Annotated in this window: 25 protein-coding genes and 1 pseudogene; 6 read left to right on the forward strand and 20 right to left on the reverse strand. The window is 70.3% G+C overall.

The window, feature by feature from the left end; translation table 11 throughout:
• Positions 1 to 200 precede the first annotated feature (200 nt).
• Positions 201 to 2,099 (forward strand): prolyl oligopeptidase family serine peptidase, encoded by a 1,899-nt coding sequence (locus ACIGEP_RS12815; RefSeq protein ID WP_396662024.1) that lies wholly within the window; start codon positions 201 to 203, stop codon positions 2,097 to 2,099.
• 12 nt (positions 2,100 to 2,111) lie between these two features.
• Here the strand turns inward: ACIGEP_RS12815 and hflX are convergent, their stop codons facing one another.
• The gene (hflX, locus tag ACIGEP_RS12820; protein ID WP_396662025.1) at positions 2,112 to 3,626 is read right to left on the reverse strand and encodes a GTPase HflX; all 1,515 of its coding nucleotides are present in this window, start codon (positions 3,624 to 3,626) and stop codon (positions 2,112 to 2,114) included.
• A gap of 78 nt (positions 3,627 to 3,704) precedes the next feature.
• Here hflX and ACIGEP_RS12825 point away from each other — a divergent pair, with 78 nt between their 5' ends.
• Positions 3,705 to 4,346, forward strand: a complete 642-nt coding sequence (locus tag ACIGEP_RS12825) for a class I SAM-dependent methyltransferase (RefSeq protein WP_396662026.1) — start codon at positions 3,705 to 3,707, stop codon at positions 4,344 to 4,346.
• A 13-nt stretch (positions 4,347 to 4,359) separates the two neighbouring features.
• On the opposite strand, the gene dapF is transcribed toward ACIGEP_RS12825, so the two are convergent.
• The 19 genes and pseudogenes from dapF to thyX all read right to left on the reverse strand — a co-directional run bounded on the left by dapF (position 4,360) and on the right by thyX (position 21,824).
• Positions 4,360 to 5,226, reverse strand: coding sequence for a diaminopimelate epimerase (gene dapF / locus ACIGEP_RS12830; protein WP_396662027.1), 867 nt, complete (start codon positions 5,224 to 5,226; stop codon positions 4,360 to 4,362).
• Between the two features lie 37 nt (positions 5,227 to 5,263).
• Positions 5,264 to 6,190, reverse strand: a complete 927-nt coding sequence (gene miaA / locus ACIGEP_RS12835) for a tRNA (adenosine(37)-N6)-dimethylallyltransferase MiaA (protein ID WP_396662028.1) — start codon at positions 6,188 to 6,190, stop codon at positions 5,264 to 5,266.
• Positions 6,191 to 6,194: 4 nt separating this feature from the next.
• Positions 6,195 to 7,751 carry a tRNA (N6-isopentenyl adenosine(37)-C2)-methylthiotransferase MiaB gene (miaB, locus tag ACIGEP_RS12840; RefSeq protein WP_396662029.1) on the reverse strand — a complete coding sequence of 519 codons (1,557 nt, stop codon included), beginning with the start codon at positions 7,749 to 7,751 and terminating at the stop codon, positions 6,195 to 6,197.
• 47 nt (positions 7,752 to 7,798) lie between these two features.
• Entirely contained in the window at positions 7,799 to 8,677 is an 879-nt protein-coding gene (locus ACIGEP_RS12845; protein WP_396662030.1) for an ABC transporter permease, read from the reverse strand.
• Entirely contained in the window at positions 8,674 to 9,594 is a 921-nt protein-coding gene (locus ACIGEP_RS12850; RefSeq protein WP_396662031.1) for an ATP-binding cassette domain-containing protein, read from the reverse strand. Before ACIGEP_RS12850 ends, ACIGEP_RS12845 begins: the two co-directional genes overlap by 4 nt.
• 83 nt (positions 9,595 to 9,677) lie before the next feature.
• Positions 9,678 to 10,388, reverse strand: a complete 711-nt coding sequence (locus tag ACIGEP_RS12855; protein ID WP_396662032.1) for a regulatory protein RecX — start codon at positions 10,386 to 10,388, stop codon at positions 9,678 to 9,680.
• A 2-nt stretch (positions 10,389 to 10,390) separates the two neighbouring features.
• On the reverse strand, positions 10,391 to 11,449 hold the full coding sequence (gene recA / locus ACIGEP_RS12860; protein WP_396662033.1) for a recombinase RecA: 1,059 nt from the start codon (positions 11,447 to 11,449) through the stop codon (positions 10,391 to 10,393).
• A gap of 226 nt (positions 11,450 to 11,675) precedes the next feature.
• Positions 11,676 to 11,897, reverse strand: coding sequence for a DUF3046 domain-containing protein (locus ACIGEP_RS12865; RefSeq protein WP_396662034.1), 222 nt, complete (start codon positions 11,895 to 11,897; stop codon positions 11,676 to 11,678).
• Positions 11,898 to 11,903: 6 nt separating this feature from the next.
• Positions 11,904 to 12,224, reverse strand: coding sequence for a helix-turn-helix domain-containing protein (locus ACIGEP_RS12870; protein WP_396662035.1), 321 nt, complete (start codon positions 12,222 to 12,224; stop codon positions 11,904 to 11,906).
• Positions 12,225 to 12,373: 149 nt separating this feature from the next.
• On the reverse strand, positions 12,374 to 12,910 hold the full coding sequence (locus ACIGEP_RS12875; RefSeq protein ID WP_396662602.1) for a CinA family protein: 537 nt from the start codon (positions 12,908 to 12,910) through the stop codon (positions 12,374 to 12,376).
• Positions 12,910 to 13,476 carry a CDP-diacylglycerol--glycerol-3-phosphate 3-phosphatidyltransferase gene (gene pgsA / locus ACIGEP_RS12880; protein ID WP_396662036.1) on the reverse strand — a complete coding sequence of 189 codons (567 nt, stop codon included), beginning with the start codon at positions 13,474 to 13,476 and terminating at the stop codon, positions 12,910 to 12,912. Before pgsA ends, ACIGEP_RS12875 begins: the two co-directional genes overlap by 1 nt.
• Before the next feature lie 34 nt (positions 13,477 to 13,510).
• On the reverse strand, positions 13,511 to 16,207 hold the full coding sequence (locus ACIGEP_RS12885) for a DNA translocase FtsK (RefSeq protein WP_396662037.1): 2,697 nt from the start codon (positions 16,205 to 16,207) through the stop codon (positions 13,511 to 13,513).
• Positions 16,208 to 16,276: 69 nt separating this feature from the next.
• Entirely contained in the window at positions 16,277 to 16,768 is a 492-nt protein-coding gene (locus ACIGEP_RS12890; protein ID WP_396662038.1) for a GNAT family N-acetyltransferase, read from the reverse strand.
• Positions 16,769 to 16,789: 21 nt separating this feature from the next.
• Complete coding sequence (locus tag ACIGEP_RS12895; protein ID WP_396662039.1) at positions 16,790 to 18,466, reverse strand: ribonuclease J; 1,677 nt, start codon at positions 18,464 to 18,466, stop codon at positions 16,790 to 16,792.
• A complete protein-coding gene (dapA, locus tag ACIGEP_RS12900) occupies positions 18,463 to 19,440 on the reverse strand; it encodes a 4-hydroxy-tetrahydrodipicolinate synthase (protein ID WP_396662041.1) in 978 nt (325 codons plus the stop codon). Before dapA ends, ACIGEP_RS12895 begins: the two co-directional genes overlap by 4 nt.
• A gap of 131 nt (positions 19,441 to 19,571) precedes the next feature.
• The gene (locus ACIGEP_RS12905) at positions 19,572 to 19,904 is read right to left on the reverse strand and encodes an endonuclease domain-containing protein (protein WP_396662042.1); all 333 of its coding nucleotides are present in this window, start codon (positions 19,902 to 19,904) and stop codon (positions 19,572 to 19,574) included.
• A gap of 104 nt (positions 19,905 to 20,008) precedes the next feature.
• Positions 20,009 to 20,110, reverse strand: a pseudogene (locus tag ACIGEP_RS12910) (hypothetical protein); the annotation flags it as partial.
• 196 nt (positions 20,111 to 20,306) lie between these two features.
• Positions 20,307 to 21,059 carry an SDR family NAD(P)-dependent oxidoreductase gene (locus ACIGEP_RS12915; protein WP_396662043.1) on the reverse strand — a complete coding sequence of 251 codons (753 nt, stop codon included), beginning with the start codon at positions 21,057 to 21,059 and terminating at the stop codon, positions 20,307 to 20,309.
• Between the two features lie 21 nt (positions 21,060 to 21,080).
• Positions 21,081 to 21,824: an FAD-dependent thymidylate synthase gene (gene thyX / locus ACIGEP_RS12920; protein ID WP_396662044.1), complete on the reverse strand. Its 744-nt coding sequence runs from the start codon at positions 21,822 to 21,824 to the stop codon at positions 21,081 to 21,083.
• 83 nt (positions 21,825 to 21,907) lie between these two features.
• Between thyX and ACIGEP_RS12925 the strand changes: the two genes are divergently transcribed.
• The 4 genes from ACIGEP_RS12925 to ACIGEP_RS12940 all read left to right on the forward strand — a co-directional run bounded on the left by ACIGEP_RS12925 (position 21,908) and on the right by ACIGEP_RS12940 (position 24,307).
• A complete protein-coding gene (locus ACIGEP_RS12925; protein WP_396662045.1) occupies positions 21,908 to 22,345 on the forward strand; it encodes a TlpA family protein disulfide reductase in 438 nt (145 codons plus the stop codon).
• Positions 22,338 to 22,904: a DUF4395 domain-containing protein gene (locus ACIGEP_RS12930; RefSeq protein WP_396662046.1), complete on the forward strand. Its 567-nt coding sequence runs from the start codon at positions 22,338 to 22,340 to the stop codon at positions 22,902 to 22,904. The genes ACIGEP_RS12925 and ACIGEP_RS12930 overlap by 8 nt, the downstream gene beginning before the upstream one ends.
• Positions 22,905 to 22,998: 94 nt before the next feature.
• Positions 22,999 to 23,424, forward strand: coding sequence for an OsmC family peroxiredoxin (locus ACIGEP_RS12935; RefSeq protein WP_064003177.1), 426 nt, complete (start codon positions 22,999 to 23,001; stop codon positions 23,422 to 23,424).
• Entirely contained in the window at positions 23,417 to 24,307 is an 891-nt protein-coding gene (locus tag ACIGEP_RS12940; protein WP_396662047.1) for a TIGR01777 family oxidoreductase, read from the forward strand. Before ACIGEP_RS12935 ends, ACIGEP_RS12940 begins: the two co-directional genes overlap by 8 nt.
• Positions 24,308 to 24,319 lie beyond the last annotated feature (12 nt).

Genomic DNA, 24,319 nt, shown 5'->3' on the forward strand with positions numbered 1-24,319 from the left:
GGAGACGGATCGGAAGGCCTGGCGGCCGCGGACCGCACGCACGGGTGCGGGGACATCGCGGGCGGGTGCCGGGCTCGGCTGTCGCTCCGGGCCCGGGGTCGCCGGGCCGCTGGTGATGCCCTCATGCTGCCACGCCGGCGTCGCGCGGGACACGGATGTGACGCCCGGTTTCGGTGCACGCTGCCGCGTAGCGTGGAGCCATGACGACGATCGCCCCGTACGGTTCCTGGATCTCGCCGCTGTCCGCCGCCGACGCCGCCGCGACCGCCGCACGGTACGACGGCGCGCGGTTCGTGGGAGAGGAGATCTGGTGGGGCGAGTCCTTGCCCGACGAAGGCGGTCGGACCGCGGTGCGTCGGACGGCCGCCGACGGCACGACCGTCGACGTCCTGCCGGCGCCGTGGAACGCCCGGTCCCGGGTGCACGAGTACGGCGGCGGATCGTGGACCGCCACCGATGACGGCCGGGTGTTCTTCGTCGAGAAGAGCGACCAGCGCGTGTGGATGCTGCGCCCGGGCGGCGAGCCGGTCGCGCTCACCCCGATCGACGACCGTGCCCGGCACGGCGGCCTCCGCTGGCAGGCGGACACCCTGCTGGCCGTGCGCGAACTCCACGACGGCGGGCCGGTGCCCCGTCGTTCCCTCGTCGCGATCCCGCTCGAGGGAGGTGAGGTGCGAGAGCTCGTCGCCGGCAGCGACTTCCTCGCCCAGCCGGCCTTGTCCGCCGACGGCCGGCGGCTGGCCTGGGTCGCATGGGACCACCCCGACATGCCCTGGGACCGTACGCAGATCCGCGTCGGCGACGTGCGCGACGGCGTCGTGTCGACGTGGGAGGCGGTGACGTCGGGCGAGACCGCTGCACTGCAGCCGGAGTGGGATGCCGCCGGCCGCCTCGTCTACATCGACGAGCCGACCGGGCGGTGGAACCTCCGACGGTGGGACACGGCATCCGTCGACGGCTCGACGCCGGTGGCGCCCGTCGACGCCGACACGGGCGGCGGGCTGTGGGTGCTCGGAGCCCGGTGGTACGTCCCGCTCGCGAACGGAGGATTCGTCGCCTCACGCACGAACGGGGCGGACGAGATCGTCCGGATCGACGCGGACGGCGAGGTCACCCCCGTCGACGTGCCGGCGCGGTCCCGGGTCGTCGTCGAGGACGCGACCGGTTCGCGCACGCTGGTCTCGGGCACAGGCCCCGGGATCACCGGCATCTGGGAGATCGGCGCGGACGGGAGCACGTCACTCGTCCGCGGGACGCGCTCCGGCCTCGGAGACGAGTGGATCCCCGACGTGCGGCCGACGACCGTGCCCGGAGCGCACTGCGAGGTGCAGGCGTTCGATCACCCGCCCACGAACGCGGACTTCTCCGCGCCGGAGGGCGAACTGCCGCCGTACCTCGTCCTCGTCCACGGCGGTCCGACCGCGCACGTGGGTGGCGTCGCCGACAGCCGCGTCACCTACTTCACGAGCCGCGGGATCGGTGTCCTCGAGGTCAACTACGGTGGCTCGACCGGGTACGGGCGTGCCTACCGCGAGCGTCTGCGGGGCCGGTGGGGCATCGTCGACCGCGATGACGTCGCCGCTGCGGCAACCGGCCTCGCCGCGGAGGGACGAGCGGATGCCGCCCGCCTCGCGATCGCCGGGGGTTCGGCCGGCGGCTGGACGGTCCTGGCAGCGCTCGTCGGGACCGACGTGTTCGCGGCGGGGATCTCGCGGTACGGCGTGGGCGACGCGCGCCTGCTCGCGACCGACACCCACGACTTCGAGGCCCGCTACCTCGACGGGCTCATCGGACCCCTGCCCGACGCCGAGGCGCTCTACCTCGAACGATCGCCGCTCGGTCGCATCGATGGCTTTAGCGTGCCGGTCCTGCTGCTGCAGGGCGCCGAGGACGCCGTGGTGCCGCCCTCGCAAGCGGAGGCGATCCGAGATGCGCTGGCGGCGAAGGGCGTGCCTCACGCCTACGTGCTGTACGGCGGCGAGGGACACGGCTTCCGGCGCGCCGAGACCGTGATCCACGCGCTCGAGTCCGAGCTCGCCTTCCTCGGCCGGGTGTTCGGCTTCGAGACGCCGGGCGTCCCGGCGATCACACTCGAGTGATCGCCGGCGCGCTCAGCGGGTGAACGGGGCCAGTTCCGCGGCGAGCCGCTCGGACACGTGGGCGTGGACGGCGGTGCCGCCCTCCTCGTGACGTGTGGAGAGGATGTGACCGGACTCGTGGACCGCGTTGACCAGGTCGCCCCGGTCGTAGGGCACGAGCGCCCGGACCTCGACCGCCGGCAGCGGCAGGGCGTCCTCGATCGTCGCGCGGAGCTCGGCGACCCCCTCCCCCGTCCGCGACGAGACGAAGTGCGCTGTGGGCTCGAGACCGCGCAGCACGAGGCGCGTGTCGGGATCGATGAGGTCGGCCTTGTTGAACACGACGATCTCGTTCGTCGAGCGCGCACCCACATCGCCCATGACGTCGCGGACGGTCGCGAGCTGCGCCGCGGGGTCGGGGTGGGAGCCGTCGACGACGTGCACGATGACGTCGGCGTCGCCCACCTCCTCCAGCGTCGAGCGGAACGCCTCGACGAGCTGGTGCGGCAGGTTGCGCACGAATCCGACGGTGTCGGTCAGCGTGTACACGCGGCCGTCGGCTGCCTGCGCCCGCCGCACCGTGGCGTCCAGCGTCGCGAACAGTGCGTTCTCGACGAGGACTCCCGCGCTGGTGAGCTTGTTGAGCAGGCTCGACTTGCCGGCGTTGGTGTACCCGGCGATGGCGACCGACGGGATCGTGTTGCGCTTGCGCTCGGCCCGCTTCGCATCGCGCGCGGGGGCGAAGTCGCGGATCTGTCGCCGGAGCATCGCCATGCGGGTGCGGATGCGGCGGCGGTCGAGTTCGATCTTGGTCTCACCCGGACCGCGGGATCCCATACCCGCTCCACCGGCACCGACCTGACCACCCGCCTGACGGCTCATCGAGTCACCCCATCCGCGCAGACGCGGGAGGAGGTACTCGAGCTGCGCGAGCTCGACCTGGGCCTTGCCCTCACGGCTCTTCGCGTGCTGGCTGAAGATGTCGAGGATGACGGTGGTGCGGTCGATCACCTTCACCTTGACGACGTCCTCGAGGGCGCGTCGCTGGCTGGGTGCGAGCTCGGTGTCGGCGATGACGGTGTCGGCGCCGACGGCGACGACCAGGTCGCGCAGCTCGGCGGCCTTGCCGCGACCGATGTAGGTCGCCGGGTCGGGGTGCGGACGGCGCTGCAGCACGCCGTCGAGGACGACGGCGCCGGCGGTCTCGGCGAGCGCCGCCAGCTCGCGCAGCGAGTTCTCGGCATCCTCGGTCGATCCCTGCGGGTAAACACCCACCAGGACGACGTTCTCCAGACGCAGCTGGCGGTACTCGACCTCGGTGACGTCCTCGAGCTCGGTGGACAGGCCCGGCACACGGCGCAGCGCGGCGCGCTCCTCGCGGTCCCACTGCTCGCCGTCGGTGTCGCCGTAGGCGACGGTGCTCTCGTCCTGCAACGCCTGTGCGGCGCCGAACACGCGCACCCCCGAACGCGCTTCGGCGCGCGCGAGCACGCGGTCGACCGGGTCCACCGGTTCGTCCGTCGTGGCAGGGGTGGTGGTGTCTGTCATGTGATCCTTTCGCGGCCTCGCGGCCATCCGTGAACTCTAGCTTCCCGCGCCCGAGACCGCCTCCGCTACGCTCGTCGCATGGGGAGCGACCATTACTTCAGCGCGTCCCCGTCCAGCTCCGAGAACTTCCGCCGCATCCGTGTGTCCCTCGCCGGTCGCGACGTCGAGGTCACGACGGCGGGCGGGGTGTTCAGTCCCGACCACGTCGACGGAGGGACGGCGGTGCTCCTGGCCAACACTCCCCCGCCGCCGCCGGGTGGTCATCTGCTCGACCTCGGATGCGGCTGGGGTCCGATCGCGCTCTCACTCGCGCTCGACGCCCCGCACGCGACCGTGTGGGCCGTCGACGTCAACGAGCGGGCCCTCGACCTCGTCCGCCGCAACGCGGCGGAACTCGGCGTCACCAATGTCAACGCCGTCCTGCCCGAAGATGTTCCAGCGGACGTCTCTTTCCGCACGATCCGGTCCAACCCGCCGATCCGGGTGGGTAAGGACGTGCTGCACGGGCTGCTCGAGACATGGATTCCGCGGTTGTCCGAGCGCAGCGACGCCTGGCTGGTCGTCCAGCGCAACCTCGGCTCCGACTCGCTGCAGCGCTGGCTCGCAGCGTCGTTCGGCCGCGGCTACTCCGTCACGCGCGCGGCGACAGGGCGTGGCTTCCGGGTGCTGAAGGTTCGCCGGCACGGCTCGCCGGCGACGGGGACCATTCCGCTCCCCTGACGAGCCCGGAGTGTCAGGCGAGCGTGATCTCGCCCGAGAAGACGAGGGATGCCGGTCCCGACAGGAGGACGCGCTCCCCCGCATCCGTTCGGACCACCCGCACTCCCAGCCGGCCGCCCGGGACGTCGACGGTCCAACGGTCCGGCGCGCCGGCACCGGCCCAGTGACGGACGGCGAGCGCGGATGCCGCGACCCCGGTACCGCAGGACAGGGTCTCGCCGACACCGCGCTCGAACACCCGCATCCGGATCGCACCCACACCGTCGGTGACGAGCGGCTCCTCGGGAACGACGAACTCGACGTTCGCTCCGGCCGTCGGCACCGGATCGAGAAGAGGCTGCACAGAGAGATCGAGACCCGCGAGCTCGTCCTCGCTCGACAGGGCGACCACCACGTGCGGGTTGCCGACGTCGATCCCGAGCCCGGGTCGGGCGACCTTGAGCCCTCGGGCGCGCACCAGCACCTCGTCGGCGGTCGGACGCCAGAGTCCGAGGTCGACCTCGAAGCCGTTGTCGGCGAGGGTGACCGTCTTCGTCCCGGCGCGCGTGCCGATCCGGAGCGTCTCGCCGGGGGCGAGCGTCGCTAACCCGGCGCTGAGCAGGTACTTCACGAAGACGCGAACCCCGTTGCCGCACATCTCGGCGATGGATCCGTCGGCGTTGCGGTAGTCCATGAACCACTCGGCGTCGGGCGTCTGGGCACCCGCATCGATCGCCGAGGAGCGGACGACTCGCAGCAGTCCGTCGCCACCGATGCCGAAGCGACGATCGGTGAGCGCGGCGACCTGCTCACCCGTCAGCTCGAGCCGACCGTCGGGATCGGCGACCACGACGAAGTCGTTGCCCGTCCCGTGGCCCTTGGTGAATGCGATCGTCGACACCCGTCCAGTCTAGGCGCGGGGGCTGGGGCGTCGCCGGTCAGGAGCGTACCGGAGGGTCGTCGAGCAGCCGTTCGGCGGGCGCCCCGGCATCCACCCAGCGGATGTCGGGGTAACGGCGGAACCACGACACCTGGCGACGCGCGTAGCGGCGGGTGAGCGCCTGCGTCTCGCTGACGGCCTCCTCCTCGGTCATACGGCCCGACAGCTGCGCCAGGGCCTGCGCGTATCCGATCGCCCGGGGCGCGGTCGGGCCCGACTCGAGTGCTCGCGCACGGAGGGACTCCACCTCGGCGAGCAGCCCCTCGCGCCACATCCCCCGCACCCGCTCATCGAGCCGGTCGACGAGCGCCGCGCGGTCGAGCCGTACGCCGATGATGGCGGTGCCGGGATGCCACAGCACGGGCGCGTCGGGAAGCGCAGCCCCGTGCGTGTCGGCACCCTGGAGAAGCACCTCGAGGGCGCGCACGACGCGTCGACCGTTGCGCGGGTCGAGACGGTCGGCGGTACCCGGGTCGACCTCGCGGATGCGGCCGATCAGCGCCTCGGCCCCGTTCTGCTCGAGATCGGCCTCGAGGCGCGCGCGCAGGGCCGGGTCGCGCGGGGGGAAGCGGAAATCGAAGACGACGCTCGAGACGTAGAGCCCGGATCCGCCGACGAGGATCGCATCGCCGCCGCGGTCGAAGATCCCGCGGATCGCCGCCCGCGCACGCTCCTGGTACACGGCGACCGCCACATCCTCCGTGACCTCGAACTCGTCGAAGAGATGATGCGGGATGCCGCGACGCTCCCCCGGTGGGAGTTTGGCCGTACCGATGTCCATCCCCCGGTACAGCTGCATCGCGTCGGCGTTGACGATCTCGGCTCGCCGCCCGCGACGCGTCAGCTCCTCGGCGAGATCCAGCGAGAGGGAGGTCTTGCCGGTGCCGGTCGCCCCGACGATGACCCACAGGCGCGGGGCGCCCACGGGGTCAGAGTCCGGGGGTGGCGGTGCGCAGGACCGGCAGCCCGAGCGACACGGCGCGCGGGCCCGCGTCGCCTGCGGGAGCCGGCACGCCGCACGAGTCGGCCTGCGCGCGATCCCACGCGTCTCCGGCGCGGGTGCGACGGATGCGCAGCGGCGCCCCCTCCGGGCTGTCGGCCAGGAGGTGGAACGGTGCGGCGTGCGTGATCACCGTCGTGACGACATCGCCGGGACGCGGCGTGGGCGACCCCTCGGGGACCTCGAAGTGCACGAGGCGGTTGTCCTCGGCACGGCCGGTCAGGCGCCGGGTCGCGGCGTCCTTCTTCCCCTCACCCGTGGACACGAGCACCTCGACGGTGCGACCGAGCTGGGCCTGGTTCTCCTCGAGCGAGATCCGCTCCTGGAGCGCGACGAGGCGGTTGTAACGCTCCTGCACGACCTCCTTCGGAACCTGGTCGGGCATGGTCGCCGCGGGGGTGCCCTCGCGGATCGAGTACTGGAAGGTGAACGCGCCGGCGAACCGCGCCTGCTCGACGACACGCATGGTGTCCTCGAAGTCCTCATCCGTCTCACCCGGGAAGCCGACGATGATGTCCGTCGAGATGGCGGCGTGCGGCATCTTCTCGCGCACACGATCGAGGATGCCGAGGAAGCGCTCGCTGCGGTACGAGCGGCGCATCGCCTTGAGGATGCGGTCGGAGCCCGACTGCAGCGGCATGTGGAGTTGCGGCATGACGGCAGGCGTCTCGGCCATCGCGTCGATCACGTCGTCGGTGAAGGCGGCCGGATGCGGGCTCGTGAAGCGCACGCGCTCGAGGCCGGGGATCTCGCCGGCTGCCCGCAGCAGCTTGCTGAAGGCCTGGCGGTCGCCGAACTCGACGCCGTAGCTGTTGACGTTCTGACCGAGCAGGGTGACCTCGATGGCGCCGTCCTCCACGAGCAGACGGATCTCGTTGAGGATGTCTCCCGGGCGACGGTCCTTCTCCTTACCGCGCAGGCTCGGGACGATGCAGAAGGTGCAGGTGTTGTTGCATCCCACCGAGATCGAGACCCAGCCGCTGTGGGCGGAGTCGCGTTTGGTGGGGAGGGTCGAGGGGAACACCTCGAGCGACTCGAGGATCTCGAGCTCCGCCTCGCCGTTGTGCCGCGCGCGCTCGAGAAGACTGGGGAGCGACCCCATGTTGTGGGTGCCGAAGACGACATCGACCCAGGGGGCCTTCTGCTGGACGGCATCCTTGTCCATCTGCGCGAGGCATCCGCCGACGGCGATCTGCATGCCGTCGTGCTTGTCCTTGCGGCTCTTCAGGTGCCCCAGCGTGCCGTAGAGCTTGCCGGCGGCGTTGTCGCGGACGGCGCACGTGTTGATGACGACGACGTCGGCTTCGGTCCCCGCATCGGCGCGGACGTAGCCGGCCGACTCGAGCGAGCCCGAGAGCCGCTCGGAGTCGTGGACGTTCATCTGGCACCCGAACGTTCGCACCTCGTAGGTGCGGGGACGGCCGTCCGCACCGACGGCGGCATCGGACGGGGCGATGAGGGTGGGGGCAGCGGAAGGGCTGGTCATGATCAGGCCATTCTACGAGCCGCGTCCCGTGCGGGCGGCGGTGACGCTCAGCGCAGGAGTGAGCGGATGCGGCCGGCCGAGATCGCGCTGAAGACGACGGCGACGGCGAGCAGGATCGTGACGGCCGCCCAGGCGGGCACCGACGCGGATCCGACCGCGATGTCGATGCCGTAGAAGTCCCTCAGATCGGCGAGCGCCGTCGTGCTGCCGTCCGTCACCGTTCGGAGCGTCTCGTCGGTGAAGGGTCGACGCAGGAGCATCGCCCCCTGGGCGAACGGCAGCGCGTTGATGACGTCCGCGACCGTGTCCGGCAGCGACCCGACCGGGATGTAGGAGCCGGCGACGAAGCCGAGCACCGTGCCCACGACGGTGGAGAACGCCGAGTAGGCACCGGTGGTGGTCAGGAACGACGCGCCGAAGCATCCCAGGGTCGTGAACGCCGCGCAGCACAGGAGCATCGCGCCGAGGGCCGCGGCGATCTGCCCCGCGGCCAGCCACGTCCCGCGGACGAACCCGAGGTGGAGGAGGGTGAGGACGAAGATGATGCCCGACATGAGGACGGCGACGGTCACCGACGAGATCAGATAGCCGAGCACGAGGTGCGTGCGGCGGATCGGCGCGACGAGGAAGTCCCCGAACCGCCCCGTCGCCCGATCGTCCACGAACACCGAGACGGCGCCGATCCCCGAGGTGACCGTCGTGAGCAGGACGATGCCCGACAGCATCCAACTGTCGACGAAGGCCTCGATGTCGCCCCGTGTGGCACGCGGGAGGCTCTGTTCGAGGCCGTCGACCTGGAGCCGGGCGAGGAACAGGGTGTACAGGACGAAGAGGATGAGACCGCTCAGGAGCGAGAAGAAGACGTTGAGACGGTCGCGGAAGAAAAGGGCGAGGTTGCGGCGGACGATGGCCGCGACGATCCTCATGCCGCGGACTCCGTCTCGACACCTCGGCCCGTGAGTGCCAGGAACACGTCGTCCATGCGCCCGTGACGGAACTCGAAATCGCGCACGCCGTCTCCCACGGCGGCCAGGATGCGTCGCGCCTGATCCGCCCCCGCGACGGGGACGACGAGCACCTCGCCGTCGCGCTCCACCGTCGCCGGGTCCACGTCCGGATGCGCGAGGATGGCTGCCGGGTCATCGATGGTGACGGTGAGGATGCTGCGGCTGAACGTCGCTCGGAGCTCGGTCGGCGTCCCTTCGGCGACGATGCGGCCGGAGTCGATGATGCTCACCTGATCGGCCTCCTCCGTCTCCTCCATGTAGTGCGTCGTCAGGAAGACGGTGAGACCGCGCTCCCGGCGGAGTCCGCCGATGGCGCTCCAGACCGCCACCCTGCTCGCCGGGTCGAGTCCCGCCGTGGGCTCGTCGAGGAAGAGGATCGCCGGATCGTGGAGGAGGGCGCGCGCGATGTCCGCCCGACGACGCTGACCGCCGGAGAGCCGGCCGTACGGGCGCCCCAGGACGTCCTCCAACTCGATCAGTTCCGACAGTTCGGCGAGGCGGGCGGCGAAACGTCGCCGGGAGACACCCGAGAGGGTCGCCCGGAGCGCAAGGTTCTCACGCACGGTGAGGGCGTCGTCGAGCAGCGACCGTTGGAACACGACGCCGATGGCGGCGCGAACCGCCTCACCGTCCGCGACGACATCGCGGCCCGCGACCCGGACCCGACCGGCATCCGCTCGCAGCAGGGTCGTGAGGCATCCGATTGTGGTCGATTTGCCCGCACCGTTGGCCCCGAGGAACGCGAAGAGCTGCCCGTCGGGGACGCTGAGCGAGATGCCGTCCACAGCCCGCACCGCCCGGTAGGACTTCACGAGTCCCTCGACCTCGATCGCCACAGCACGCCCTTCCCGACGTGCCACGCGCACGTGCGACCGAGTCTGGCAGACCGGGCGCCGCCACGACGTCGTTCACACGGGAGTCACGGCTCGAAACGAACCCCGCGCCGCGCAGGTGCGCTGAGCTCATCGAGCGCCTGGCGCGCCACCGATAACGCGACGGCGCCGTACCCCCTGCGCGCGAGCTGACCGGCGAGGCGCCGCACAGCGGCATCCCGCTCCACGTCCGCCAGGCCGCGCGCTTTGGACCGCGCGAACTCGAGCGCCCGCTCCGTCTCATCGTCCGGCAACGCCGCGAGCGCGTCATCGACGACCTCGCGCGGAATGCCCCGCTGACCGAGTGTCTGCGCGATGGCCTGCCGCCCCTGCGCGTTGCGCGAGGTGGCCTTGTCGATGAGCTGCTCTGCAAGAGCCGCATCGTCGAGGTATCCCAGCGAGACGAACCGGTCGATGATGCCGTCGGATGTCACCTCGTCGAGGTCGTGTTCGCGCAGGACGGACCGTGCTTCACGCACCGACAACGACCGCGTCCGGAGCTTGCGCAACAACACCCGCTCGGCCAACGCTGCAGTGTCGTCGTCCTCCGCCGGAACGACGATCGGAACGTTGCCTGTTGCCGGGTGTGCGGCGCGCGCGGCGGTTCGCTCCGATTCCGATCGCTCGCCGATCCAGGTCGCGTGCCACTGTCTGTTCTCCGCGTCGTCGGCCGGAGCAGCGTGCTGCTCGACTCGCTTCCCGAAGAGCGGGATGACGGGGGCGAGCGCGTCCCGCTCGCCCCCGTTCGCGTCCGTCACGATCAGGCCGGGCGGCGAGCCGCCAGCTCGTCGGAGGACGCAGCGTCCTCCGTGGCCGGCTTCGGCTGACCGATGCCGAGCTTCTGCTTGATCTTCATCTCGATCTCCGCAGCGACATCGGTGTTCTTGAGCAGGAAGTTGCGGGAGTTCTCCTTGCCCTGACCGAGCTGCTCGCCTTCGTAGGTGTACCACGCACCGGACTTCTTGACGATCCCGTGCTCGACGCCGAAGTCGATGAGGCTGCCCTCGCGCGAGATCCCGACGCCGTAGAGGATGTCGAACTCCGCCTGCTTGAACGGCGGCGCCATCTTGTTCTTGACCACCTTGACGCGCGTACGGTTGCCGACGGCTTCGGAACCATCCTTCAGGGTCTCGATGCGACGGATGTCGAGGCGGACGGACGCATAGAACTTCAACGCCTTGCCACCCGCGGTCGTCTCGGGCGAGCCGAAGAAGACACCGATCTTCTCGCGGAGCTGGTTGATGAAGATCGCGGTGGTCTTCGTCTGGTTCAGACCACCGGTGATCTTGCGCAGCGCTTGGGACATGAGGCGGGCCTGAAGACCCACGTGCGAGTCGCCCATCTCGCCCTTGATCTCGGCCTCGGGCACGAGCGCGGCGACGGAGTCGATCACGACGAGGTCGATGGCCCCCGAACGGATCAGCATGTCGGCGATCTCGAGCGCCTGCTCACCCGTGTCGGGCTGAGAGACGAGCAGCGCGTCGATGTCGACGCCCAGCTTCTCGGCGTAGCCGGGGTCGAGCGCGTGCTCCGCATCGATGAAGGCCGCGATGCCACCGGCACGCTGAGTGTTGGCGATGGCGTGGAGGGTCAGGGTCGTCTTACCGGAGGACTCCGGACCGTAGATCTCGACGACGCGACCGCGCGGGATCCCGCCGATGCCGAGCGCGACGTCGAGCGCGATCGAGCCGGTCGGAATGACCTCGACAGGAGCGCGCTCATCGCTCCCCAGTCGCATGATCGATCCCTTGCCGAACTGGCGGTCGATCTGGGCGAGGGCCGATTCGAGGGCCTTCTCGCGGTCGGCAGGTGATGGCATGTCGTGCTCCTTCGTGCTCGCGATTCCGTCGCCCATAGGCTGTCGCGATCGTCACCGACGGTTCGGATTCTGCGACAGGGCGGGGGTGTCATTTGACGGTCTTCACGTTAGGAGGACCCTCCGACATCGAGGTGTCGGATCCTGCTTCCGTGGATGACGTGCCTACGACACCCGCTGTGAAGGACACTACGCCCGGATCGAACGCATCTTCGATGCGACACGCCGATCAGCGACGCGGGTCGAGCCTTCCGGCACCGTGTCGACGGGAGACGGGGACGTCCGTCTCGGCGCAGAGCGCGTACCAGACCTCCCGGGGCGGAACGCCCGCGGAGAGGGCTTCGCGCGCCGTCCTGTTCCCCACGGCCGACAGCACCAGGTCGGACACGAGAGCCGCGCCGCCCGCGCCGAACTCATCGGCAACGGCGCGATCGAACTCGCTGTGGCGCATCGACCGTCAGCGCAGCGACAGCTCGGGGGCGGAGACATCCTCCCCCAGCGAGGCGAGGTCGTCGGGGACGACGTCGCTCAACGAGTGCAGCCCCTCCAGGACGGAGATGCGCTCACCCACCTCGCGCATGATGGCGGAGATGGGGACATCGAGGGCCTCGGCGACGGCCGCGAGGATCTCGCTGGACGCTTCCTTCTGACCGCGCTCGACTTCGCTGAGGTACCCCAGGGCGACGCTGGCCCTGCCCGACACCTGACGGAGCGTGTGCCCCTTCTGCAGACGGAAGTCGCGGAGGACGTCACCGATCTCTTGACGAACCAGGATCATGCGTGGGCCCTCCCTCTGCTGCGATCCACCGAATCCCTTGCGGGGGAACCACGGTACAACACGTTCGATGTCACCCTAGACCCCGAGCGCTGGGGAATGGATGGGAATCACCGATACGTAACATGCTCGGAACGAGGGCTATTCCCGGCTCAGAGGGCATCGACGGCGAGGGCGATCGCGTGCGCCGTCGCGGCGGTGCGGATCTCGTCCCGGTCCCCCTCCAGGAGGAGCGATTCGACCCGGGACCCGAGGGGCGTCGAGACGGCGATGTGCACGGTGCCCACCGGCTGACCGTCCGTCGACACCGGGCCGGCGATCCCCGTCGTGGCGATTCCGACGTCGGCGGGGTCGTCGGCCCCCACCGCACGACGGACGCCATCGGCCATCTGACGTGCGACCCGCGGATGCACCGGCCCGTGTGCCTCGAGCAGTGTCTCGTCGACGCCGAGCAGACGCTCTTTGAGGTCGGTCGCGTAGGCGACGATGCCGCCGCGGAACACGGCGGAGGCACCGGGGACGGCGACGACGGATGCCGCGACGAGACCGCCGGTGAGCGACTCGGCGATCCCGAGGGTCCACCCGAGCTCCTTGAGTCGCTCGACGAGGCGCTCCGGTTCGGACCTCGGGCCGCTCGCGACCGCGGTCTCCTCCAACTCCTCGGGGAGCTCGCTCGGTGTCCGACGCATCATGCCCTCCGAGGCTGCCGCGCCCGGATGGCGGTGACGACGTAGTCGACACCGCTGGCGACGGTCAGCACCACGGCGACCGTCATGGTGATCGCGTTGACGACATGGATCCACTCCCCCACGACCGTCCACAGAGGGAGCAGCGCGAGCGAGAGCGCGACCGCCTGCGCGACCGTCTTCAGTTTGCCCATCCACGCCGCGGCGACGACGTGGTCGGTGGCGACGACCAGACGGTGCACCGTGATGCCGAGCTCGCGGACGAGGACCAGGACGACGATCCACACCGGCAGCTCGCCGAGGACCGAGAGGGAGACGAAGGCGGCGCCGGTGAGGACCTTGTCCGCGATCGGATCGAGGAGCTTGCCGAGGTCCGTGACGATGTCGTAGCGGCGGGCGAGGTACCCGTCGATGCCGTCCGACGCGATCGCGACGATGAACAGAGCAGCCGCCCCCCAGCGAAGGGGACCGTCCGCCCCGCCGTCGGCGAGAAGCATCCAGACGAACACGGGCGCGCACAGGATGCGCACGATCGTGATGGCATTCGGTAACTGCCGGGGAATCGTCACGGATCGAGCCTACCGAGCGGTCGGGTCGTCGGTCTCAGTCGCGACCCGTGAGACCCCAGGCATCCTCGTCCCCTTCGGACTCGACGACCTCGTACCCCTCGAACTGCTGCGTCACCGCATCGGGGCCGTAGGGATCGGCCGCAGGCGTCGAAACCGGGGCCGCATCGGCGGGAGGCTCCTCGCCGCGCAGACGGGCGAGGACGGCGGGCAGCTCGTCGGGCGTCACGAGGACGTCGCGGGCCTTCGATCCCTCGGATGGTCCGACGATCTCCCGCGCTTCGAGGAGGTCCATGAGCCTGCCCGCTTTGGCGAACCCGACACGGAGCTTGCGCTGCAGCATCGACGTCGATCCGAACTGGGTCGTGATGATCTGCTCGGCCGCGGCCAGGAGGAGCTCGAGGTCGTCGCCGATGTCGGCGTCGATCTCCTTCTTCTCGACGATCGCCTCGACGTCCTTGCGGTACTCGGGACGCGCCTGGTTCTTGACGTGGGCGACGACCTTCTCGATCTCCTTCTCGGCCACCCAGGCGCCCTGCACGCGGACCGCCTTGGAGGCGCCCATCGGCAGGAAGAGCCCGTCACCCTGCCCGATCAGACGATCGGCTCCAGGCTGATCGAGGATGACGCGGGAGTCCGTGACGCTCGTCACCGCGAACGCGAGTCGCGACGGCACGTTCGCCTTGATGAGTCCCGTGACGACGTCGACCGACGGGCGCTGCGTCGCGAGGACGAGGTGGATGCCGGAGGCGCGGGCGAGCTGCGTGATGCGGACGATCGAGTCCTCGACGTCGCGAGGGGCGACCATCATGAGATCGGCGAGCTCGTCGACGACGACGAGGAGGTACGGATAGGGCTTCAGCACGCGCTCGCTGCCGGCGGGGAGCTGGATCTCGCCCGCCACGACCGCCCTGTTGAAGTCGTCGATGTGGCGGAAGCCGAACGACGCGAGGTCGTCGTACCGCATGTCCATCTCCTTCACGACCCACTGCAGCGCTTCGGCTGCCTTCTTGGGGTTCGTGATGATGGGGGTGATCAGGTGCGGCACGCCCGCATACGACGTCAGCTCCACCCGCTTCGGGTCGATCAGCACCATGCGGACGTCCGACGGCTTGGCACGCATGAGCAGGCTCGTGATCATCGAGTTCACGAAGCTGGACTTACCGGAGCCGGTCGAGCCCGCCACCAGGAGGTGGGGCATCTTCGCCAGGTTCGCCACAACGTAACCGCCGCCGACGTCCTTGCCGATGCCGATCGTCATGGGATGCGTCGCCTGCTGGGCGTTGGGCGAGCGCAGCACGTCGCCGAGGGTCACGATCTCGCGGTCGGTGTTCGGGATCTCGACGCCGATCGCGCTCTTGCCCGGGATCGGGGCGAGGATGCGCACCTCGTTCGATGCCACCGCATAGGCGATGTTGTTGGTGAGGGCGGTGATCCGCTCGACCTTCACCCCGGACCCGAGCGCGATCTCGTACTGGGTCACCGTCGGCCCACGCGAGAACCCGGTCACCTTCGCGTCGATCGAGAACTGCTCGAAGACGCCCATGATCGCGCGGACCATGGCGTCGTTGGCCTCGGACCGGGCCTTGTGCGGCGTGCCGGCCGCGAGAGCGTCGGCGGACGGGAGGCGGTAGTCGGCGGCATCCGGGTCGACCGAGTCGAGGTTGGCGGCCACGAAGTCGGGCAGCGGTGGCACCGGCGGGACCTCGCCCGCTGCAGCGTCGCGCTTGCGGCCGGGCGTGCGCGGCGCGGCGGGCGCGATGATCTCGGTCACCGCGTCGGGCATCACCTCGGGCGTCGGGGTGGTGACGGGGTTGTCGAAGCTGCCGTCACCGCTGGCTTCCAGGAGCGCCGTCAGGTCGTCGGCACCCAGGCCGCCGTCGGCGTCCTCCTCGCGGCCGGACTTGTTGCGCCGCCACCACGGCAGCGACTCCCCCTCGTCCGCGGGAGCATCAAAGGCGACCGTCGGGCCGGTCGTGCCCGCATCCGACGTCGCGCCCCGTTCGACGCGTTCCGCGCCGAACATCCATGCGTACAGGTCGCCGAGCCGGCGGCCGATGCGGTTCGGCGGCGTCTTGGTGAGGATCAACACGCTCAACAGCGCCAGGAGGCCGAGGACGATGCCCGCACCGATCTCGGTGAGGACCGTCAGCGGCTCGCCGATCGCCCAGCCGAAGAGACCGCCCGCGGCGCTCAAGGCGGTAAGGCCCTGGCTGGGCTGCGGCCGCTCCGCGACGACGTGGCAGAAGCCCGCGACCGCCAGGACGAAAAGTCCGGCTCCGATCCCGATACGCCCGTTGTCGTGCACAGAGGGCGGATGCCGGAAGAGCCACCCGGCGAGCAGAAGCAGGATCACCGGGAAGACGAACGCCTCGCGGCCGATCAGAGCTCCCACCGTGTAGGCGCTGATGTTCGTGCCGACCTCGGTTCCGATGAGGAACCATTCGACGACGGCGCCGGCGATCGCCATGAGGACGAGCAGGAACGGGAACCCGTCGCGGCGCTGATCCTTCTCGAGCGACTCCGACCCGAACGCCCGGAACATGCCCCCCGCGACGTGGGCCAGTCCGAGCCACGCCCGGACGACGATCGGGGGGCGGTCGACGTCGTCGACGTAGCGCTGGGGGGCGGGTTCGGCCTTGCGGCGTGGCGTCGGCTCGGCTTTCTTCGCGCGCGCCGAGGAGCCCGACGCGGAGGCGCGGGGTTTACTGGCCGGACTGCTGCTCCTGGGCATACCTTCCACGGTAGGCGCGACGACCGACATGTGCCCGGATTGACGCGACTCCTCGCCCGGATCGGGGCGTCAGGCGAGGCGTTTGACCATCGTGTCGCGCCCGATGCCGCTCCGGGTGACGGCGAACCCTTCGCTGCGGTAGAGGACCTGTGCGAAGTTGCCGCGCTCGACGGACAGGCAGATGCGGGCGCGGCCATCGGCGCGGGCCTCGTCGCACAGGCGCCGCAACAGGCCACGACCGACCCCGTGCGAGCGCCACAGCGGCTTCACCCCGATGATGAGCTCGGGGACCCCTGTGCCCACGTATCCGAAGCCCGGTTCGGTGCGGGGCATCGTGCGGTACCACGCCGCCCCGATGGCCTCCGCGCCGGCGACGGCGACGAACCCGACATCCCCCGGCCGCATCCATCCCGACAGGTACTTGCTGTGGTCGGGGTGCGAGAGGATCTCATGTCGCGGCCGCGGCACGCCGGGTCGCCAATTGGCGGCTTCGACGACCATGTCGCCGAGGAAGACCCCGTCCGCCTGCACGGCAGGACGCAGCGACCACGACTCGGGCATGCCCGAATGGTAGCGGCCCCGTCAGGCCTCGATCACCATGGGGACGATCATCGGCCGGCGGCGCAACGACTGGTTGACCCATCGGCCGATCGTCCGGCGCACGACCTGCTGCAGCGCGTGCTGATCGCGCACCCCGGACTGAGCGGCCTCGGTCAGCGCCTGAGCGATCTTGGGCTTGACGGAGTCGAACACCGCGTCGTCCTCCGCGACACCGCGGGCGTGGATCTCGGGACCCGTGACGATCCGGCCGGTCGCGGCATCCACCACGACGATGACGGAGATGAACCCTTCCTCACCGAGGATGCGGCGGTCCTTCAGGTCCGCGTCCGTGATCTCGCCGACCGACGACCCGTCGACGTACACGAAACCGAGGTCGAGCTGGCCGACGACGCGGGCGACTCCGTCCTTCAGATCGATGACGGTGCCGTTCTCGGCCAGGATCGTGTTCTCCGCCGGGATGCCGCTGTCCTGCGCGAGCTTCGCGTTGGCCATCAGGTGCCGATACTCGCCGTGCACGGGCAGGACGTTCTTCGGCTTCAGTATGTTGTAGCAGTAGAGCAGCTCGCCGGCGGCGGCGTGGCCCGAGACGTGGACCTTCGCGTTCGCCTTGTGCACGACGTTCGCACCGAGCTTCGTGAGCCCGTCGATCACGCGGTAGACGGCGTTCTCGTTGCCCGGGATGAGGCTCGAGGCGAGGATGACGGTGTCGCCCTCCCCCGGCTCGATCGCGTGGTCGAGATTCGCCATGCGCGACAGCACCGCCATCGGCTCGCCCTGCGATCCGGTGGACATGTAGACGATGCGGTCGTCGGGCAGGTCCTTGGCCTTCTTGTAGTCGATGAGCACGCCGTCGGGGACGTTGAGGTAGCCGAGCTGCTCGGCGATCGTCATGTTGCGCACCATGGAGCGGCCGAGGAAGGCGACCCGGCGACCGTGCGCGGCGGCCGCGTCGATGACCTGCTGGACGCGGTGCACATGGCTCGAGAAGCTCGCCACGATCACGCGACGCGGAGCCTTGCCGATGACCTGGTCGAGCACGGGCCCGATCGCCCGCTCGAGCGGTGTGAAGCCGGGGACGTCGGCGTTCGTGGAGTCGACCAGGAAGAGATCCACGCCCTCCTCGCCGAGCCGGGCGAACGCGCGGAGGTCGGTCAGACGCCCGTCGAGCGGGAGCTGGTCCATCTTGAAGTCGCCGGTGGCGAGCACGAGACCCGCCGGGGTACGGATGCCGACGGCCAGCGCATCGGGGATGGAGTGGTTGACGGCGACGAACTCGAGGTCGAAGGGTCCGACCTGCTCGCGCTGCCCCTCCTTCACCGTCAGCGTGTACGGCTTGATCCGGTGCTCCTTGAGCTTCGCCTCGACGAGGGCGAGGGTCAGCTGCGAACCGATGAGGGGGATGTCGGCCTTGCGCTTGAGGAGATAGGGCACGGCACCGATGTGGTCCTCGTGACCGTGCGTCAGGACGACCCCGACGATGTCGTCGAGCCGACCGCGGATCGCCTCGAAGTCGGGGAGGATCAGGTCGACGCCCGGCTGGTGCTCCTCGGGGAAGAGCACCCCGCAGTCGACGATCAGCAGCTTGCCGTCGAACTCGAAGACCGTCATGTTGCGGCCGACTTCGCCGAGTCCGCCGACGGGGGTCACCCGGAGCGTGCCGGGTGCGAGCGCCTCAGGCGCGGAGACGGTCGTGCTCATCGGGTTGTTCCATGCACCTTCGGAAGGGCACCGCCTGCGGCGGCGTTGCGGTCGGGTCGGAAATTGGAGAAGTCGGCACCGTCGACATCCCTCACGAGGGCGAGTTCGTCCTCGATGAGGGCGGCCTCCCACTCCTCCGGCCCCACCAGGGGCAGGCGGACGCGCGGGCTCGAGATGCGACCCAGCCCGTGGAGGATGTACTTCGCGCTCACGGTGCCGGGGACGTGAGTCATCACGGCGCGCACAAGGGGCTCGAGCTTCTTGTGGGCGGCGGTGGCGGTGGTGAGGTCGCCGCGGTTGACGGCATCCACGATCACGCGGTAGGGCGCCGAGGTGATGTTCGCCGTCACGCCGATGAGGCCGGCCGCACCGATGGAGAGGTGGGGCAGGACGTTCGCGTCGTCGCCTGAGAAGTAGAGCAGGTCGGTCTGGTTGAGCACCCGGCTCACCTCGCTGAAGTCGCCCTTGGCGTCCTTCACGGCGAGGATGTTCGGGTGCTTGGCGAGCCGCAGGATCGTCTCGTACTTGATCGGGACGCCCGTGCGACCGGGGATGTCGTACAGGATCACCGGCAGGTCCGCGGCGTCGGCGACGAGACGGAAGTGCGTCAGGATGCCGGCCTGGGTGGGCTTGTTGTAATACGGCGTGACGATCATGATGCCGTCCGCGCCGGCCTTCTCACTGGCCTTGTAGAGCTCGATCGCGTGGGCGGTCTCGTTGGAGCCGCCACCCGTGATGATCTTTGCGCGCCCGGCGGAGACGGACTTGCCCACCTCGACGAGCTTCAGCTTCTCGGCATCCGTCAGCGTGCTCGTCTCACCGGTCGTGCCGGTCACCACGATGCCGTCGGCGCCGCCGGTGATGACGTCGTCGATGTGCTTCTCGACTGCGGGCCAATCGACCTCGCCGTCGGCCGTCATGGGGGTGACGAGCGCGACGAGCACCTGACCGAAGGGATTGGCGGAGTGCGTCATGGTTCCCAGGGTACCGGTCGGGGTCCGCCGGTCGTGCGGGGCGGCCGGTGGTGACGGATGCACGATCCGCGGGACGCGTGTCGCCTCCACCCTCGGGACGCTCGCCCCGTGCACCGCGGATCGTGCGCTCATCACCTGATGCGCGCGACTGCGGCGAGGATCGCGCGCTGCACGCGCGGCCAGTCGTGGACGACGAGCGCGTAGTCGAAGCGGAGCGTCTCGTACCCTGCCGCGGCCGCCTCGGCGTCCCGCACGAGGTCGCGATGGCGCCGCGATGGGCCCTCGTGGTTCAGTCGACCGTCGACTTCGAGGATTAGGCGGCCGGCGAGCACGAAGTCCACTCTGCCGACACCGGCGACGAGGACCTGCGATTCGAGGCGGATGCCGAGGCGTGACAGCCGCAGGCGCAGCAGGGATTCGATCCCGCTCTCGGCATCCGGACGTGCGATGTCGACGATGCACACCACAGCTCGCCGCCGTGCGCAGCCGCGATCCGTGTCGAGGTGTCGACTTCCGGCACGGCGTACACGCCGTTGCGGACTCGGAGGAGGGTTCCGCGATTCACTGCCCGCGCGATCTGCGCCCGGGTCGCCCCGCGGCGAGACAGCTGCGCCGTCCGCGCGATCCCGCCCAGGACACGGAGGTGATGAGCGATGGTGGCGGCGTCCATCCGTCGAGACTGTCGGCCGGTGGGCCGACGGCGGTCACGGGTCGAGGGATCCGCGGACAGCCGGCCGGTGCGGCCTTCTGTGGAGGGAGTGACGGATGCACGACCGGTGGGGCTGGTGCCGCCTCGGGCGACCGCTACGGCGACGGGCACACCGCCGGTCGTGCATCCGTGCGCGGGTCGGTTCGGGCGCGCGGCGTCAGCGGCCGCGGGAGGCGGCGGGGACGACGACGCGGTCCGGGAGGAGCCGCGAGACGGCCACGAGGACCTTGTAGCGGAGCGACGGGATGCTGACGGCCCGGCCGTGGGCGGCGTCGCGCAGGGATGCGCGCACCACCTGCGGCGCCTCGAGCCACATCCAGCCCGGCACCCCCTCCTGGCCCGGCGGCAGACCGAGCCGCTCGTGGAAGTTCGTGTGCACGAATCCGGGACAGACCGCGGTGACCGTCACGCCGCGCGGCGCGTAGACGGCGTTCGCCCAGCGGCTGAAGCTCACGACCCACGCCTTGGCCGCGCCGTACGTTCCGCGGGGCACGAGGCCTGCGACCGAGGCGACGTTGAGGATGCGGCCGCGGCGACGCTCGAGCATCACCGGAAGGGCCGCGCGGGTCAAGCGCATCGTGACCTCGGCGTGCAGGTGAAGGTGACGGGCCTCCTCGTCGATGTCGCTCTCTTCGAACGGGCGGCGCAGGCCGTAGCCGGCGCAGTTGACGAGCACATCGACGCCGGCCGCCAGGCGCTCCTCGACACGGCCGCGCTGGACCGGATCCAGGAGATCCGCCACCAGCGCTTCGGCGCGTCCGCCTCGCGCGCCGATCTCGTCGGCGAGGGCGCGCAGGGCCGCTTCGTCCCGCCCGACGAGGACCACCTCGGCGCCGCGGGACGACAGCTGGCGGGCGTACTCTGCGCCGATCCCGGAGCTGGCTCCGGTGACGAGGGCGGTGCGACTCATGCGCGCCAGCCTAGGAGCGAGTCAGGGGGCGACGCGACCGTTCGCGTTGAAGGCGGCGTAGGTGAGCGGCATGAGCTCGCGCCACACGTTCTCCATCTTCTCGGCGCACATCTCGATCTCCCGCTGCGGGAAGGACGGGAAGTGCGTGCCCTCACGCGTCGTGCGCAGGGACAGGAAGTTCATGAGGGACCGGGCGTTCACCGTGACGTACATCGACGACATGATGTTCAGGGGGAGCACGATGCGGGCGACCTCGCGGGCGATACCCGCATCCAGCATCCGCTGGTAGCTCTCGAACGCCGCGACGGATGCCTCGCGCGTCTCACGGGCGACGAGCTCGACCTGCTCGTCCGAGCCGGGCAGGAACTGATACGCGCCCGGCTTGCCGACCTGGACCAGGTTGCGCTCGGGAGCGGGAACGTAGAAGACGGGGCGCAGCTCGCGGTAGCGACCCGACTCCTCGTTGTACGACGCCATCCGGTGGCGCATGAACTCGCGGAAGACGAAGATCGGCGCCTGCACGTAGAAGGTCATCGAGTTGTGCTCGAACGGCGATCCGTGGCGGTCGCGCATGAGGTAGTTGATGAGTCCGCGGTCGCGCCCGGTCGCCTCGGTGCCCTCGGCCGCGGCTTCGAGGGTCTGCTCCCCCTGCGTCGAGACGCGGGCTGCGAAGAGCACGTCGCTGTCGGATGCCGACGAGCGCACCAGCTCGACGGTGACATCGCTGCGGAACTCGATCTCGGGGCTGTCGGTGCGCTCACTCACGGCTCACACACTACCCGTCGAGGTGACGCGGGATGACGCCCACAGCACCCGCGCACGGCGGACCGCACTACTGTGGAGCGGTCATGGAACTCCTTCCCGCCATCATCGTGCTGACCGTCCTTCTGGCGGTCACGGTCGGCATCGGACTCGTCCTCCGTCGGCAGCAGAACCGCCCCCGCGCGGTCGACCCCCGTGAGGTCGTCGAACCGACCCGTCTGGGCGCCGAGCGACTCGGCGAGAGGGCGACCCTGCTGCAGTTCAGCACCGAGATGTGTGGCCGCTGCCCCGGGGTGCACCGCACCCTCCGCGAGATCGCGGAGGACCGCGAAGGGGTGCTCCACCTGGACGTCGACCTCACCCACCGCGTCGACATCGCGAAGCACTTCCAGGTACTGCAGACCCCGACCACGCTCATCCTCGACCGGCACGGTGTCGTGCACTCGCGGTTCGGCGGAACCCCCGGTCGGCAGGTCGTGGAGATGGAGCTCGACCGGGTGACGGCAGGAGCCGGTCGTGGCTGAGGTCCGCGGGATCGATCCGCGCGGGCCGCGGTTCGCGGCATCCGTCACGTCAGTGCTGCTGCTGATCGCGACACTGCTGGCGCTGCTGGGGAGCTCGACGGCTCACACCGACGCCGGATTCGGCTGGCTCTCCCCGCTGGGCGGCGGCATGTTCATCGTTCCGATCAGCGGATGGGTGCTTCCGTTCACGCCGCTGCCCATGCGAATCCTCGACCTCGGGTTCCTCGCCGTCCTCGTCATCGCGCTGCTGTTCCTGTGGGGTGTCGTCTCTCCCCGCACCGCGCCGTGGGGCGTGGTCTACCGGCGCCTCATCCAGCCGCGCCTGGCTCCCCCGGTCGACCTCGAGGACCCCCGCCCGCCGCGCTTCGCGCAGGGCGTCGGCCTCTTCGTCACGACGGTGGGCCTCCTGCTGCACCTCCTCGGCGTCCCGCTCGCGCTGCCGATCGCGGCGGCGCTGGCTTTCATGGCGGCGTTCCTCAACGCCGTGTTCGGGCTGTGCCTCGGATGCCAGTTGTGGCTGATCCTGCAACGCGGAGGGCTCGTGGGTCGTACCGCCTGACGCTCCACCGACGTCGCGTCAAGCGGTATCCCGCGCTCATCGTCGAGGTTTAGGCTCGGCCTCGATCCGTCACGACCACGACCGAGGAGAGACCATGAGCGTCACAAGCGAAGCGACCACCAGCTGGAAGGGCACCCTCTTCGAGGGCTCGGGCGAGGTCGCCCTCGAGAGCTCGAACCAGGGACCGTTCGCGGTGAACTGGAAGGCCCGGAGCGAAGGGTCCACCTCGGTCACGACGCCCGAGGAGCTCATCGCCGCCGCGCACTCCTCGTGCTTCAGCATGGCGCTCTCGAACGCCCTCGCCGAGAACGGGACGCCCCCCGAGAGCGTCGAGACGACGGCATCCGTCACCTTCATCCCCGGCACCGGCATCACCGGCTCGCACCTGAACGTCAACGCGTCGGTCCCCGGCCTGTCGGCGGAGGACTTCGACCGCATCGCGAATGAGGCGAAGGCGGGATGCCCGGTGTCGGCAGCCCTCTCCGGCATCGAGATCACGCTCGAGGCGACGCTTGCCTGATCGCCGGGTCGTCGTCTCGGGGGCGTCGGGACTCATCGGGCGCGCCCTCATCGACTCCCTGCGGGCGGACGGCTATACCGTGACCCGCCTGGTCCGTCACGCCGCTCAGGCACCGGACGAGGTCACCTGGGCTCCCGGCGAGACGCCGCTCGACCCGCAGGTGCTTGCCGGGGCGGAGGCGGTCGTGAACCTCAACGGCGCGACGATCGGCCGGTTCCCCTGGACCTCCGGATACAAGAAGCAGCTCGTCTGGTCGCGGATCCACCCGACACAGACGCTCGCGCGCGCCCTTCGCGAACTCGGCGAGGACGCGCCCCTGTTCGTGAGCGCGTCGGCCACCGGCTACTACCCGCCCGACGCGCACGGCCGGGTCTTCGACGAGTCGGGGCCGCGCGGCGACGCGTTCCTGTCCGATCTCTGTGGCGAGTGGGAGTCGGCGGCGGTCGCCTCGGGTGCCCGCACGGCGCTCCTTCGCACCGCGCCCGTCGTTCACCGGGAGGGCGTCCTGAAGCCGTTGCTCCTGCTGACCAAACTCGGCCTGTCCGGCCCGCTCGGGCGCGGGACACAGGTGTGGCCGTGGATCTCGCTCGACGACGAGATCCGCGCGATCCGCCACGTCATGGATCACGGGGTCACCGGGCCCGTGAACCTGACCGGTCCCGAGCGCGCGACGGCGAACGACCTCGGCTTCGCCCTGGCACGCCGGCTGCACCGGCCCTACATCCTCCGCGCGCCGCTCTGGGCGATCCGCCTGGTCCTCGGGAAGGACGCGGTCGAGGCGCTGCTCGCGACCGACACCCACGTCGTTCCGGCGGTGCTGCTCGAGTCGGGCTTCACCTTCCGGCATCCGACTGTCGAGGACGCCGTCACGGCGGCGGTCTGAGCCCACAGCTGC

Origin of the sequence: Microbacterium sp. NPDC077663, from assembly GCF_044542795.1 — a bacterium.
In the GTDB taxonomy this organism is placed as follows: Bacteria; Actinomycetota; Actinomycetes; order Actinomycetales; family Microbacteriaceae; genus Microbacterium.

Bases quoted from the DNA above. Each gene is read 5' to 3' on its own strand.
- dapA (WP_396662041.1), bottom strand. From the start codon at position 19,440: ATGACGCACTCCGCCAATCCCTTCGGTCAGGTGCTCGTCGCGCTCGTC.
- miaB (WP_396662029.1), bottom strand. From the start codon at position 7,751: ATGACCAGCCCTTCCGCTGCCCCCACCCTCATCGCCCCGTCCGATGCC.
- hflX (WP_396662025.1), bottom strand. From the start codon at position 3,626: ATGACAGACACCACCACCCCTGCCACGACGGACGAACCGGTGGACCCG.
- ACIGEP_RS12845 (WP_396662030.1), bottom strand. From the start codon at position 8,677: ATGAGGATCGTCGCGGCCATCGTCCGCCGCAACCTCGCCCTTTTCTTC.
- ACIGEP_RS12925 (WP_396662045.1), top strand. From the start codon at position 21,908: ATGGAACTCCTTCCCGCCATCATCGTGCTGACCGTCCTTCTGGCGGTC.
- ACIGEP_RS12915 (WP_396662043.1), bottom strand. From the start codon at position 21,059: ATGAGTCGCACCGCCCTCGTCACCGGAGCCAGCTCCGGGATCGGCGCA.
- ACIGEP_RS12815 (WP_396662024.1), top strand. From the start codon at position 201: ATGACGACGATCGCCCCGTACGGTTCCTGGATCTCGCCGCTGTCCGCC.
- ACIGEP_RS12890 (WP_396662038.1), bottom strand. From the start codon at position 16,768: ATGCCCGAGTCGTGGTCGCTGCGTCCTGCCGTGCAGGCGGACGGGGTC.
- ACIGEP_RS12895 (WP_396662039.1), bottom strand. From the start codon at position 18,466: ATGAGCACGACCGTCTCCGCGCCTGAGGCGCTCGCACCCGGCACGCTC.
- ACIGEP_RS12865 (WP_396662034.1), bottom strand. From the start codon at position 11,897: ATGCGCCACAGCGAGTTCGATCGCGCCGTTGCCGATGAGTTCGGCGCG.
- ACIGEP_RS12825 (WP_396662026.1), top strand. From the start codon at position 3,705: ATGGGGAGCGACCATTACTTCAGCGCGTCCCCGTCCAGCTCCGAGAAC.
- ACIGEP_RS12875 (WP_396662602.1), bottom strand. From the start codon at position 12,910: ATGCGTCGGACACCGAGCGAGCTCCCCGAGGAGTTGGAGGAGACCGCG.
- ACIGEP_RS12885 (WP_396662037.1), bottom strand. From the start codon at position 16,207: ATGCCCAGGAGCAGCAGTCCGGCCAGTAAACCCCGCGCCTCCGCGTCG.
- ACIGEP_RS12935 (WP_064003177.1), top strand. From the start codon at position 22,999: ATGAGCGTCACAAGCGAAGCGACCACCAGCTGGAAGGGCACCCTCTTC.
- ACIGEP_RS12870 (WP_396662035.1), bottom strand. From the start codon at position 12,224: ATGATCCTGGTTCGTCAAGAGATCGGTGACGTCCTCCGCGACTTCCGT.
- recA (WP_396662033.1), bottom strand. From the start codon at position 11,449: ATGCCATCACCTGCCGACCGCGAGAAGGCCCTCGAATCGGCCCTCGCC.